At 41.1% G+C, this 13,392-nt stretch carries 10 protein-coding genes and 1 pseudogene; 2 read left to right on the top strand and 9 right to left on the bottom strand.

The features are described from left to right. Position 1: 1 nt before the first annotated feature. The 9 genes and pseudogenes from der to ndk form a co-directional block, all read right to left on the bottom strand. Complete coding sequence (gene der, locus QL986_RS03505; RefSeq protein WP_010389444.1) at positions 2 to 1,471, bottom strand: ribosome biogenesis GTPase Der; 1,470 nt, start codon at positions 1,469 to 1,471, stop codon at positions 2 to 4. Positions 1,472 to 1,564: 93 nt separating this feature from the next. Continuing rightward, entirely contained in the window at positions 1,565 to 2,743 is a 1,179-nt protein-coding gene (gene bamB / locus QL986_RS03500; RefSeq protein ID WP_028834271.1) for an outer membrane protein assembly factor BamB, read from the bottom strand. A gap of 10 nt (positions 2,744 to 2,753) precedes the next feature. Continuing rightward, positions 2,754 to 3,374: a tetratricopeptide repeat protein gene (locus tag QL986_RS03495; protein WP_028834270.1), complete on the bottom strand. Its 621-nt coding sequence runs from the start codon at positions 3,372 to 3,374 to the stop codon at positions 2,754 to 2,756. A gap of 45 nt (positions 3,375 to 3,419) precedes the next feature. Continuing rightward, the gene (gene hisS / locus QL986_RS03490) at positions 3,420 to 4,700 is read right to left on the bottom strand and encodes a histidine--tRNA ligase (RefSeq protein ID WP_033103002.1); all 1,281 of its coding nucleotides are present in this window, start codon (positions 4,698 to 4,700) and stop codon (positions 3,420 to 3,422) included. A gap of 186 nt (positions 4,701 to 4,886) precedes the next feature. Next, positions 4,887 to 6,005, bottom strand: coding sequence for a flavodoxin-dependent (E)-4-hydroxy-3-methylbut-2-enyl-diphosphate synthase (ispG, locus tag QL986_RS03485; RefSeq protein WP_013462930.1), 1,119 nt, complete (start codon positions 6,003 to 6,005; stop codon positions 4,887 to 4,889). Between the two features lie 5 nt (positions 6,006 to 6,010). Next, positions 6,011 to 6,880, bottom strand: coding sequence for a RodZ domain-containing protein (locus tag QL986_RS03480; RefSeq protein ID WP_013462931.1), 870 nt, complete (start codon positions 6,878 to 6,880; stop codon positions 6,011 to 6,013). Between the two features lie 392 nt (positions 6,881 to 7,272). Further along, a pseudogene (pilW, locus tag QL986_RS03475) lies at positions 7,273 to 8,172 on the bottom strand (type IV pilus biogenesis/stability protein PilW); the annotation flags it as partial. Positions 8,173 to 8,282: 110 nt separating this feature from the next. Next, a complete protein-coding gene (locus tag QL986_RS03470) occupies positions 8,283 to 9,413 on the bottom strand; it encodes a bifunctional tRNA (adenosine(37)-C2)-methyltransferase TrmG/ribosomal RNA large subunit methyltransferase RlmN (protein WP_010389431.1) in 1,131 nt (376 codons plus the stop codon). Positions 9,414 to 9,596: 183 nt separating this feature from the next. Beyond that, positions 9,597 to 10,028: a nucleoside-diphosphate kinase gene (gene ndk, locus QL986_RS03465; RefSeq protein WP_008111339.1), complete on the bottom strand. Its 432-nt coding sequence runs from the start codon at positions 10,026 to 10,028 to the stop codon at positions 9,597 to 9,599. A 270-nt stretch (positions 10,029 to 10,298) separates the two neighbouring features. Here ndk and QL986_RS03460 point away from each other — a divergent pair, with 270 nt between their 5' ends. Together QL986_RS03460 and yegQ are read left to right on the top strand one after the other, a co-directional pair. After that, complete coding sequence (locus tag QL986_RS03460; protein ID WP_290191184.1) at positions 10,299 to 11,624, top strand: methyl-accepting chemotaxis protein; 1,326 nt, start codon at positions 10,299 to 10,301, stop codon at positions 11,622 to 11,624. Between the two features lie 155 nt (positions 11,625 to 11,779). Further along, positions 11,780 to 13,168, top strand: coding sequence for a tRNA 5-hydroxyuridine modification protein YegQ (yegQ, locus tag QL986_RS03455; RefSeq protein WP_013462935.1), 1,389 nt, complete (start codon positions 11,780 to 11,782; stop codon positions 13,166 to 13,168). The last annotated feature ends 224 nt before the right edge of the window (positions 13,169 to 13,392 follow it).

The following is a 13,392-nucleotide window of genomic DNA, read 5'->3' as shown; positions in this document are numbered from 1 at the left end:
GTTATGACTTATTGCGGTTTTCTTTACTAAACGCACGAATTTTACGTTTTTGCGACAGGGTTACTTTATTAGTACGCCCTGCAAATGGGTTATCGCCTTCTCTAAATTCAATTTTGATTGGCGTACCCATAATCTTAAGTGCTTTACGGTAGTAGTTCATTAGGTAGCGTTTGTAGCTATCAGGTAAATCATGAACTTGGTTACCATGAATGACGATACGCGGTGGGTTATAACCTCCAGCATGCGCATATTTAAGCTTAACACGACGACCGCGAACAAGCGGTGGCTGGTGATCTGCTTGTGCCATATCCATGATACGACGTAACATAGCGGTGCTTATACGTTTAGTTGCCGACTCATACGCTTCGTCAACTGATTCAAATAAATGACCAACACCCGTACCATGTAGCGCAGAGATAAAGTGCAAGCGGGCAAAATCAATAAAGCCTAAGCGACGATCAAGCTCAGTTTTAATACGATCTTTAACGTAGTTATCTAGGCCATCCCACTTGTTCACGGCAATAACCAATGAGCGCCCTGAGTTAAGGGCAAAGCCTAATAAGCTTAAATCTTGATCTGAAATACCATCGCGGGCATCAACCACTAATAGCACAACGTTACAATCTTCGATTGCTTGTAGTGTTTTAATGACTGAGAACTTCTCAACCACGTCACTTACTTTTTTGCGTTTACGCACACCGGCTGTATCGATAAGAATATATTCTTTATCATTACGGGTCATCGGAATATAGATAGAGTCGCGCGTTGTACCTGGCATATCGTATACAATAACGCGATCTTCACCCAGTATACGGTTAGTAAGGGTTGACTTACCAACGTTAGGACGACCAATAATAGCCAGCTTTACCGGCTTGTCGGCAAACGCTTGGTGATCGGTGTCATCTTCTTCACCTTCTTGATATAAGTCGATAAGTTCTTCATCGTCATCGGCTACATCTTCATCAAGTGCGGCAAGTTCAGCAATAACTGGCTGAAGTGTTTGCTCAAGCAGTAAAGTAATACCACGACCATGAGCGGCAGCGATATGATGAACTTCACCAAGTGAAAGTTGATAAAACTCAGCACAGTTCGAGTCAGCATCAATGCCGTCTGTTTTATTGGCTACCACAAAGCACTTTTTCTCTTGCTTACGTAAGTGGTTAGCAATAGCTTGGTCAGCCACTGTCATACCCACGCGGGCATCAACTAAAAATAAAACAATATCCGCTTCTTCAATGGCTAGTAATGACTGATCAGCCATTTCGGTTTCGATACCTTCTTCTGAGCCATCAATACCACCCGTATCTACCACGATAAATTCAAAGCCGTCGTAATTTGCTTGGCCATATTTTCTATCACGCGTTAAGCCAGGAAAGTCGGCAACGAGTGCATCACGAGTACGTGTTAAACGGTTAAATAATGTGGATTTGCCCACATTGGGTCGCCCTACAAGAGCGATCACGGGAAGCATAAACTACCTCTTTAAAAAACAACAAAAGGCTTCGCAGTGCGAAGCCTTACAAAAAATAATTAACTATTAGTGCCTTACACTAATAGTAGACAGTTAGTTCGGTATTTTTACCGCGCTAACTTCACCATCACGGGTGTATAAAATCAACTTATCGTCAGCAACAACAGGCTCAACAAAAAAACCTGAGCTGTCAAAGTCTTCACGAGATACTAGCTCGCCAGTGTCTTTATTTAACCAATGCAAATTGCCTTCTTGGTCACCTAACGCTAAATAATTACCGGCAACCGCTGGGCCTGTTAAGTACCAGCCACGAAGAGCGGGTTGGCTCCAACGTTCAATGCCTGAATCTTTATCAAGTGCATAAACAACGCCGTTACTATCAACAACGTAAATTGTTTGCAAATCCATGGCAATTTCACGGTAGCTGCTGTATTCACGTTTCCATACAACATTACCAGAACGAATATCAACTGCTGATAAGTTCCCATTGTATGCAATCGCATAAGCAAACGGGCCACTAATAAGTGGTTGTGTATCAACATCAACTAAACGCTCAAACTCTGATGCGCCTTTTGCTACTGCAATTTCTGCGCTCCACGCTGAGTAGCCGCTCTCAGAAATTAAAACACTGAGCTTACCTGTTTCAAGGCCAACCAACACACCACCATTAGCGACGGTTGGTGAACTTTGACCGCGTAAGGTAAGTGCTGGCACTTCTTGCTCAAAACTCCAGCGCTCTTCACCCGTATCAGGATGCAGGGCCAGTAACTTACCTGATGCTAAATTAACAAACACTAAACCATCGCCTGCAGCAGGTTTAGACAGTGATTCGCCGGGCACTTTTTTACGCCATACCTCTTTACCTGTCTCACGATCAAGGGCAATGACATAGCCATGTTCTGAACCTAAATAGATTTTACCATAAGCTTGTAATATTCCGCCTGATAATTTTGCACTATCGTTATCGCTCCAAGGCCAAAACGATAAATCATGACGAACATCGGTTTCCCAAAGCGTATCACCATTGGCAAGTGATAACGCTTCTACTTGGCCTTCGCGACTCGCTACATAGACAGTATCTTTATAAACAGCTGGTGATAGGCGTGAGAAGTAATGCTCTACACCGCTACCTATTGATTCTTGCCAAACAACTTCTGTTTCAAACTGATTGGCTATTTCAGGAAGTACCAGTTCTTCTTCATCATCACTTGATGAACAGCCCATAAGTGTTGCCATACAAAGGGCGAGCGTTGCTGTTGTTATTTTTCTCATGCCTAAAACCTTATGCCGCTGGGCTAGTTACTGCTAGGTCATCTAACTTAATTTGTAATAGAGGATTGCTGGTTAATCCACCGGCATCAACCGCAGCTTGGTAGGCTACGCGTGCTTGTTCTTTATTGCCTTGCTGAGTGTAAATATCGCCTTTTAACTCAGCAACATTTGCATTAAATGCCTCTGGCAATGGTGAATTTAATGTAGTTAATGCATCATCGTATTGTTGTTGAGCAATTTGCACACGCGCTAAACGCGTAGTGGCAATGGCTTTTAGCTGCGCGTTATCGACATTTGATACAATCCAGCTTAGCTTTTCATTCGCTACATCTAATTTTTGTGCATCTACCGCTTCTTTTGCAGCAACAAATGCCGCTAAAGTTGCGTACTGAGTGTCTTTATTTTCACTGATGAAGGCATCAGCAGAGGCTAATACGTCATCACTTTCAACAAGCTTAGTGTAAGCATCAGATGCTTGCTCTGCTGTTGTTATTTGGTTTTGGTTGTAGGCCTTCCAACCGTACAAACCACCTAAGCCAACAATTACACCTAAAGCAAGTGATAGGCCGTTTTCACGAAAAAAGCGTTTAATCGCTTCTGCTTGTTGTTCTTCAGTTGAATAAATTTCCATGCTTACCTCTATTAAAGCGCTTTACTCGCTGCGCTTTATGTAATTTTAACTATTAATTAGTTCTGCAAGTAGCGCTTTAGCTTGTTCTAGTTCTAATGTGACTTGTTCTTTACGCTCACGTAAATACTTTATGGTCACAACGCCTTGCTCTAATTCATCTTCACCGATAATAACCGCGACTAATGCATCGCTTTTATCAGCACGTTTTAATTGTTTTTTAAAGTTACCACCGCCAGCATGCACCATAACGCGTAATCCAGGTACGTCACGACGTAACGTAGATGCAATAATAGGCGCTTGAATGCTGGCTTTGTCGCCCATGGCTGCTAAATATACATCAGCACTACGGCGTATGTCACCTACACATTCAAGTGCTTGAAGCAATAAAACTAGGCGCTCTAATCCCATCGCAAAACCAACTGCTGGGGTTGATTTACCGCCTAATTGCTCAACTAAGCCATCATAACGACCACCGGCACATACTGTACCCTGTGCACCTAAGCTATCGGTTACCCATTCAAATACAGTACGGTTGTAATAATCTAAGCCACGAACTAGCTTTTCATTAACCGTGTATTTGACGCCTGCGGCATCTAATCGTTCACATAAATTTTCAAAATGTTCTTTTGATTCAGTATCTAAATGTTCAGATAATTTTGGCGCATCCACTAATATTGCCTGTATATCTGGGTTTTTAGTATCCAAAACGCGCAGCGGGTTAGAGTACATACGACGCTTAGAGTCTTCATCTAGTACATCGGTATGTTGTTCTAAGAAGGCAATTAAGGCATCACGGTACTGCGCGCGAGCTTCATTTGAGCCTAATGAGTTAAGCTCTAAGCGTACATGATCGCTTATGCCAAATGCTTCCCAAAGTTGCGCCGTGAGTAATATAACTTCAGCGTCTATATCGGCGCTGGCAATACCAAAGGTTTCTAAACCAAATTGGTGAAATTGACGGTAACGACCTTTTTGTGGGCGTTCATGGCGAAACATAGGGCCCATGTACCAAAGGCGTTGTTCTTGATTGTATAACAGGCCATTTTCGTTACCTGCACGTACACACACCGCGGTACCCTCAGGGCGCAGAGTTAAATTATCACCGTTACGATCGGCAAAGGTGTACATTTCTTTTTCTACAATATCGGTTACTTCACCAATAGAGCGTTTAAATAGGTCGGTTGATTCTACAATTGGAAAACGAATTTCTTGATAACCAAACGATGATACGGTCTCGCGTAAAATGTGCTCTACTTTCTGCCAAACTTGCGTATCGCCTGGCAGGCAATCGTTCATACCGCGAACTGCCTGAATTTGTTTTGCCACTGATAAATCCTAAATCTGTTTATGTGCAGTCTTAGACTGCAACCACGTAAAACTAAAAAAATCGACCGCGCATTATAACCCTAACTACAAGGTAATTGCGAGTATAGCGGTGTGTATGTAATTTGTACTGCGCTGTGAATGCCGCTACTAAAAAAGTCAATTGAATGCATATTGCTGGCGTTTAAATCACTCTACGATTTTTATATCGATTGGTGTTTGTTGCTGCTTTTGCTCGATAAAATCGCGCACATAGCCTTCGAGCTGATCAACAATATTATTGTTATCAATACGGGCTTTTTGGCGTTCGCCATTTATGTATAAGCCTGAGCGACGGTTTGCACCGGCAAGGCCAATATCACTGACTAGCGCTTCGCCTGGGCCGTTAACAACACAGCCAATTACAGACACTGAAACCGGTTCAATAATGTCTTCTAAACGTTCTTCAAGTTGGTTCATGGTGCTCACCACATCAAACTCTTGGCGTGAACAGCTTGGGCAAGCAATAAAGTTAATCCCGCGCGAGCGAATACGCAGTGATTTTAATATATCAAAGCCAACTTTTATTTCTTGTACTGGGTCTGCAGCGAGAGATACGCGCAGCGTATCACCAATGCCTTCTGCTAATAACATCCCTAAACCAACGGCCGATTTAACAGAGCCAGAGCGCATGCCGCCAGCTTCAGTTATTCCTAAATGCAGTGGTTGGTCGATTTCTTTAGCGAGCAAGCGATACGCGCCTACCGCTAAAAATACGTCTGATGCTTTTACTGAAATTTTAAATTGATCAAAGTCTAAGCGGCGTAATATATCTACGTGGCGCATAGCCGATTCTAATAGGGCTTCTGGAGTGGGTTCGCCGTATTTTTCTTGTAAATCGCGCTCAAGTGAACCGCCATTTACCCCTATTCGAATAGGAATATTATGCTCACGCGCTGAATCAACTACCGCTCTAATACGCTCTTCACTGCCAATGTTGCCTGGGTTGATACGCAAACAATCAACACCGTATTTTGCTACTTTTAATGCAATGCGATAGTCAAAGTGGATATCGGCGACAAGGGGTATCGACACTTGCTCTTTAATACTTTTAAATGCCTCAGCGGCATCCATGGTCGGTACTGACACGCGAACAATATCTGCACCGGCATCTTGAATAGCTTGAATTTGGGCTACAGTGGCATCAACGTCCATCGTATCTGTGTTGGTCATCGACTGCACGGCAATAGGTGCACCATCACCAATAGGAACATTACCCACATTTATGCGTGTGGATTTTCTGCGTTTTATAGGAGATTCTGAAAACATAGCGACTACTCTGCTAAGGGTAATTTAAATTTAGCTAAACGGTTTTTAGGAAAGGCCGAAATATCAACTGGCTCACCATTTAGGGTAATACGAACAACATCATGCTTGCCTAATACCACTGAAAAAGGCGCTACTCCGGTTAGGGTCATTTCGTAGCCTGCTTTTTTTACACCAAAAGCAATTTTTTCATCATTGGCATCGTGAATTTCTACCCAGCTCTCATCGTTAAACATCATAAAAATGGTGCTTAAATCACTGTTTTTTGGCTCACTGGTGCTCTGTGCATTATTAACTGGCGCAGCTTGAATTGTTTGTTGTTCATTTTGTAATGCAGAATCTACTTCTTCTGTAGATTCAATGTCATTTAATAGTGCCTCGTCGGCGGCTTCAGCTAACAGCTTGGTGTTTTCTTGTTGTTGAGTTATGAGCGAGTTATTAGCATTAATAGTTTTAGTTTGTTCATCAATAGGCATTGCATTTTGCCACCACCACACTGCAGAAGAACCAATAACGATAGCTAAAATTAAGTAACTTACGGTCATAAGTCGGCTGTCATGGGCTTCTTTTTCTGTGCGCCTTGAAAAGCTTTGCATATCGACCGGTTTATCTGATGTGCTAAAAGCCGGCAGCATCGCTAAGATAGCTGTGCTATCAATGTTTAGTGTGCGGCAGTAGTTTTTTATATAGCCTTTAACGAACGTTTTTGCACCGAGTAAATGATACTCGTCGCTTTCAATATGCTCAACTTGTGATTCTGTTAGCTTTAATAGCGAGGCGATTTCAGCAATGCTGATATTTGCATTTTCTCTATGCGATTTTAGTATTTGTCCTACAGAGGGTTCGTCGCTCTGCGGTTGTGTATTATCTTCATTCATAATATGTATGAGTCTGGATCCACGAGTAAAAGTTAATGTTTTGGCTTAATAACCAGAGTAAGACTTTGTTTTTATTTTTTAGTGTTCGTTTATTCTTGCTACTAGAATGCACGCTTTTAAAGGGTATCATCAGCTGCGGTTTTATAAAAACGTTAGTATCGCCCTTTTAAAATTTTTGCTGTTTTTATTTTTAAAGCCCTTTAATGCACCTAACATATAGCAGTTTAGCATTGAATTACACTGAAATGCTAAATTGGTTTACAGTAAAACGAGCGATATCAAGCGATACACTCGTTTTTACTCTTATTTATACTAATTTAAAAAGGTATTTGTGTCTCTGTTGTATTTTATGCAGCTTACTTTACTGAATCATCAGAGTTTACAGCAGATGTTGGGCTTTTTTTACGAATAATTTTTATTTTTGGCTCCACAATAATTTGATTGTTATTACTGCTTTCTTGCAATTCATCAAGTTGTGCTTGACGGTACTTTTCTCGCAGCACTTCAAACTCTGTTTGCCTTAATTGGTTGTCACGAATGGCGTTAGCTTGAACACTATTTGGGTACGTTTGCAAAATGGTAGCTGCAATTTTTTCAGCATCTTCTATTCTACCCATGCGTTGTTTAACCAAGTAGCCGAGTAACAATGCTCGCGAAGAAACCTGTGCAGTATCGTCATAACGTTTTATTAAAGTACTGGCTTTATATAAGTCACTTTTGGCGTAATACAAAGCCGCTAAGCTTATTAATGTAGAAGCGCGTTGCGAGCTGTGGTTTAGCGCTTGTTGAAAGTAGCTTTCTGCATTGGTAAAGTCATTAAATTCAATGGCGCATAAGGCTAAATTTTCATAGCTTTGTGCTACACGAATATAGCTAGGAATTTCAATCGCTTTTAAAAATTGATCGGTCGCGCGATCATACTCATCAATACTACATAAAAACGTACCGTAGTTATTTAGGGTGTTCGGATCGTCAGGCTTAATCGCCAACGCTTTTTGATAGGCTTTGTCGGCTAATGCATTTTCGCCAACTTGTTGGTAGTAATAGGCTAAAGAATAATGAACTTCGGGAAGATTTGGTGCATATTCGCTCGCACGCTCAAGGTTGTATTTTGCTTGGGAATTATTACCGGTGTTTAAATATTGTAATGCCAAAGCAATGCGGGTACGTGCTGCGCCTGCGTTGTTTATTTTATTTTCGACGACGGGTTTGTCACTGCCGTTGTAACTATTTTCAGTCACACAACCGCTTAAAAGTAGTGTTGATAGTGCTAAAGCAAGTAAAGATCGCATTACCTTGTCTCTTTATTTATTTCCATAGCCTCTATCTTACCTCAAAGCCTTTGTGTTGCATCATTTATTTAAAAATAAACAATTTATCACAAAGGCACAGAGTTACTTAGTTAGGCTTGGTGAATATTTACTGCAATTGCATTGTCATCACGCATTTTCTTTTTAGCCATACGTTTTGTTCTATCAACCACATCGCCAGCTAACTGACCACAGGCAGCGTCAATGTCGTCCCCTCGTGTACGACGAACAATACAGGTAATCCCCGCAGCTTGTAATACCTTTGAAAAACGGTCAATTCGGCTGTTGCTTGAACGCGTATACTCATTACCTGGGAATGGGTTAAACGGAATGAGGTTTACCTTAGATGGCGTACCTTTTAGCGTTTTAACCAGTTCATGTGCTTGGTCGGTACTGTCGTTTACGCCATTAAGCATAACGTATTCAATGGTGACATCTTTATTGGCTTTTGAACCGTCAATGTAACGACGACAGGCCGCTAAAAATTCTTCAATTGGGTATTTTTTATTGATCGGTACTAAAATATCACGCAGGGCGTTATCAGGTGCGTGAAGCGAAATAGCCAGTGCAACGTCTATTTTTTCTTTTAATAAATCAAGGGCAGGTACCACACCTGAGGTACTTAATGTGACGCGGCGCTTAGATAAACCAAAGCCCCAGTCGTCCATCATCAGCTCCATCGCCGGGACTACGTTTTTAACATTAAGTAGCGGCTCGCCCATACCCATCATTACAACGTTAGTGACAGGGCGCTTTTCGCTGTTTCCATCAAGGCCAATGTCTTTGGCTACACGCCATACTTGGCCAATAATTTCAGACACTTTTAAGTTACGGTTAAAGCCTTGTTGTGCCGTTGAGCAAAAAGTACATTCCAGTGCACAGCCCACTTGAGACGATACACATAATGTGGCGCGATCTTTTTCTGGGATCCAAACAGCTTCAACTTCTTGGCCGCCCTCAAGTACGAGTGCATATTTAATTGTACCGTCGCTGGCTTGCTGGCGAACTGAAATTTCAGGTGCAACAATTTCGCATTCATTTTTAAGCTTTTCTTTTAGCTTTTTGTTTACGTTGCTCATTTCGTCGAAATTATCTACGCCAAAATGATAAATCCATTTCATCACCTGATCGCCACGAAATGGCTTTTCACCGAATGATACAAATAACTCTCGCATTGCATCTCGGTTTAAATCTAATAAGTTAATCTTTTTTTGCTCGGTCATGTAACAACCTCAATCGGTGGCGGTGATGGTAAAAATTTACAAGGGCGAATTGTACACAATTCATCCACTATAATCATTAAGTAAAACATCATAAATAAACGGTTAATACTTTACGTAATGACTAAAAAAGGGCTCGAAAGCCCTTTTCATACTTTGCATCACAGGGTTAGCTGTGAACTCGAATTAACGAGTACGTGGGCAAAGTTCTTCGTCAGCGAAGAAGTACGCGATTTCGCGAGCAGCAGATTCAACAGCGTCAGAACCGTGAACCGCATTTTCGTCGATGCTATCAGCGTAGTCTGCACGTAAAGTACCCGCTAGTGCTTCAGCTGGATTAGTAGCACCCATGATTTCACGGTTTTTAAGAACAGCGTTTTCGCCTTCAAGAACGGTAACCATTACTGGGCCAGAAGTCATGAAAGATACTAAAGCACCAAAGAAAGGACGCTCGCTGTGCTCAGCGTAGAAACCTTCAGCTTTCTCTTGTGAAAGGTGAACCATTTTAGCTGCAACGATTTTAAGACCTGCAGTTTCGAAACGGTTGTAGATTGCGCCGATGTGGTTTTTAGCAACTGCATCAGGTTTTACGATTGAAAAAGTACGCTCTAAAGCCATCTTTGTGCTCCAATAATTTAAATAAAAGGTTGAATATTAACGGGCGCGAATTATACGCGTTTTAGTCAAAAAAACCTAATTTATTCTACCTTGCTTGCTTTTTTTAATTTGCTAACCCCGATTTATGAACTAAAAACAATGTTTTTACGTTTACTATGTGTTTATAAACATGAGCTATACTTTTGTTTAAGTGGTGAGACTTTTTATTCATAGTACACTTTTTATAGACTCAATATGCATGCCGATACATTTAAACACTAAGGTAACAATATGTTTTTTAACCAATCTTTAAAAAATCAAATCGCTGATTTACAAAGTAAGCTCTCTGTAAGGGAGCAGGTTAAGCAAAGCTTAGACAGTGAAATGCTGGTGTTAGAGCTTGATAAGCAAGGTGCTATTTTAAGACAAAATAAAAATTTTGAGCGAGAGTTTAACTACTCAAATAACAAAATAATTAATAAAAACATTTTAGACTTCATACCTGAAAATGCTAGAAATAACGCGGACTTTCATGTCTTTAAAAAAGCGCTAAGTAAAGCAGAACATTTTGCCGGCGCTATCCAAGTATCCCACTCAAACGGACAAGGGGATTGGTTACGCTGCATTTTACATCCTATAAAAAACGAGCAAGGTCAGCTTGAGTATTTAACCCTGCATTGCACTGTGCTTACACAAATAATTGAGAGTTCAAGAGAGAACGAAGATTTAATCAAAGCATTGCATCGTTCAACAGCGGTTATTGAGTTTGATACTCAAGGTATGGTGTTACGTGTTAATGACAACTTTTTAAAAAGTATGAGTTATTCAAGACAAGACGTGGTGGGCAAGCATCATGGTATGTTTTGTGACGAACAAGAAGCGAGTAGTAAAGAGTATCAGGCCTTCTGGCAACGTTTGCGTAATGGTGAGTTTATTGCGAGTAGGTTCAAACGTATTGATAAACACGGCCATGTAGTTTGGTTAGAGGCTTCATATAATCCGATTTTTAATGAAGCAAATGAGCTCTATAAAGTAGTTAAATTTGCCACAGTGATCACTGACCAAGTAGAAAGAGAACTGGCTACAGAGCAAGCGGCGAGTATTGCGCATGGCACTTCTATCGAAACTGATAATAACGCTGATAAAGGTGCTGAAGTGGTACAAAAAACAGTTCAGGTTATGAACGAACTGTCGGTACAAATGGAGCAAGCTGCTCAAGAAATTTCAGCATTAGATAAACAGTCGCAACTCATTGCGAGCATAGTGCAGAGCATTAGCAGTATTGCTGATCAAACTAATTTATTGGCACTTAACGCGGCTATTGAGGCCGCGCGTGCAGGCGAGCAAGGCCGTGGATTTGCGGTGGTGGCTGATGAAGTGCGTTTACTTGCCTCCAGAACCAGTAAAGCTACCGAAGAAATAGTGGACGTTGTACAGCAAAACCAAAATTTAACTCAATCAACCGTTGCAGTAATTGAGCAAGGTAAAAATAAAGCGCAACAAGGCCTAGCGCTCTCCAAAGAATCTGGTGATGTAATGAGTGATATTAAAAAAGGCGCGCAACAAGTTGTTGATGCCGTTAGTCAATTCTCGAACCAATTAAGCAGTAAAAAATAACTTAAATTTACAGCTCTTCATTTATTAGCGCAGAAGAGAAATTTTGATGATCTTGATCAAGGTTTCTCTTTTGCCATCTCATTATACTTGCGCGCTTTATTTCCCTTAATTATTCATGCAACCGGCTTGAACCCGGTTCGATGTATGGAGCGCACATGTCAGCTGTTTCTTCTTCAACCTTATTTGTACCTGAATTACTTTGCCCTGCAGGCAGCTTAAAAAACATGCGTTATGCCTTTGCCTATGGTGCCGACGCTGTGTATGCCGGCCAACCGCGTTACAGTTTAAGAGTGCGCAATAACGAATTTGATTTAGATACATTACAAATAGGGATTAACGAAGCACATGCGCTGAATAAAAAGTTTTATGTAGTGTCGAATATTGCCCCGCATAACGCAAAAGTTAAGTCGTATTTACGTGATATAGAGCCGGTGATTGCTATGAAACCGGATGCATTGATCATGTCAGATCCTGGGTTAATTATGCTAGTACGTGAAAAATGGCCCGATATGCCTATTCACCTTTCAGTACAAGCCAATGCAGTGAACTACGCAAGCGTACAGTTTTGGGCAAAACAAGGTATTGAGCGGGTAATTTTGTCTCGCGAGCTATCGCTTGAAGAAATCAGCGAAATTCGTGCTCTGTGCCCAGAAACAGAACTAGAAGTATTTGTGCATGGCGCACTGTGTATGGCTTATTCAGGGCGTTGTTTACTCTCAGGCTATATTAATAAACGCGATCCCAACCAAGGCACCTGCACCAATGCATGTCGTTGGGAGTATGATGTTAAACCTGGTACAGAAAACGAAACCGGTGAAATGGTACATAAAATTGACCCTAAAACGGTTATACCTACGTTAGGTGAAGGCGCACCAAGTAATGATGTATTTATGCTAGAAGAGCAAGGTCGCCCGGGTGAATATATGCCTGCATTTGAAGACGAGCATGGTACTTATATCATGAACTCAAAAGACTTACGCGCCGTGCAATACGTAGAGCAGCTAACAAAAATGGGGGTGCATAGCCTAAAAATAGAAGGGCGTACTAAGTCATTTTATTATGTTGCCCGTACCGCACAGGTATACCGTAAAGCGATTGACGATGCGGTTGCAGGTAAACCATTCGATGCTGATTTATTTAAAACTCTTGAGAACCTTGCACACCGCGGTTATACCGAAGGTTTTTTAAAACGCCACGCCCATCAAGATTATCAAAATTACGAATACGGTCACTCTGTATCTACCAAGCAGCAATTTGTGGGTGAGGTATTAGGGCGTAATGCTAATGGTTTGGTTGAAATAGATGTAAAAAATAAGTTTTGTGTTGGTCATTCATTAGAGCTAATGACGCCGAAAGGCAATATTAGTTTTCCCCTAGAAAGTATGGAAAATAAAAAAGGCGAAAGCATTACTGATGCTAAAGGCTCAGGCCATATCGTAAAAATTCCACTGCCTGACAACATTGATTTAGAGCACGCGATACTGATGCGCAACCTAGATGAAAACCAAGACACCCGCAATCCTTTCAAACAAGCTGTTTCATAATAGAGAGTTTAATCATGGCTTTACTTATAAACAGCAAATGCATTAACTGTGACAGTTATAAGGTTTTCAATTAAAGTCTTTAAAAACAGGTTGTTACTTTGTCGTGCTATGGTTTGTGCTACGATTTTACGTAACTCGTCAGCACTTACTTAGTATCTTAAAAACGGCTCAAAAAAGCAAATTGCACTAACTAAAAAATTTGAAAACACATAACCATATTAGAA

The organism is Pseudoalteromonas sp. APC 3250, assembly GCF_030407915.1.
GTDB classification, from domain to species: domain Bacteria; phylum Pseudomonadota; class Gammaproteobacteria; order Enterobacterales; family Alteromonadaceae; genus Pseudoalteromonas; species Pseudoalteromonas tetraodonis.
The sequence above is the reverse complement of the archived record's forward strand: the minus strand, read 5'-3'. Positions and strand labels throughout refer to the sequence as shown.

Coding starts and splice junctions, on each gene's coding strand:
- QL986_RS03495 (WP_028834270.1), bottom strand. CDS start 3,374: ATGGAAATTTATTCAACTGAAGAACAACAAGCAGAAGCGATTAAACGC.
- ndk (WP_008111339.1), bottom strand. CDS start 10,028: ATGGCTTTAGAGCGTACTTTTTCAATCGTAAAACCTGATGCAGTTGCT.
- QL986_RS03470 (WP_010389431.1), bottom strand. CDS start 9,413: ATGACCGAGCAAAAAAAGATTAACTTATTAGATTTAAACCGAGATGCA.
- QL986_RS03460 (WP_290191184.1), top strand. CDS start 10,299: ATGTTTTTTAACCAATCTTTAAAAAATCAAATCGCTGATTTACAAAGT.
- QL986_RS03480 (WP_013462931.1), bottom strand. CDS start 6,880: ATGAATGAAGATAATACACAACCGCAGAGCGACGAACCCTCTGTAGGA.
- yegQ (WP_013462935.1), top strand. CDS start 11,780: ATGTCAGCTGTTTCTTCTTCAACCTTATTTGTACCTGAATTACTTTGC.
- der (WP_010389444.1), bottom strand. CDS start 1,471: ATGCTTCCCGTGATCGCTCTTGTAGGGCGACCCAATGTGGGCAAATCC.
- ispG (WP_013462930.1), bottom strand. CDS start 6,005: ATGTTTTCAGAATCTCCTATAAAACGCAGAAAATCCACACGCATAAAT.
- bamB (WP_028834271.1), bottom strand. CDS start 2,743: ATGAGAAAAATAACAACAGCAACGCTCGCCCTTTGTATGGCAACACTT.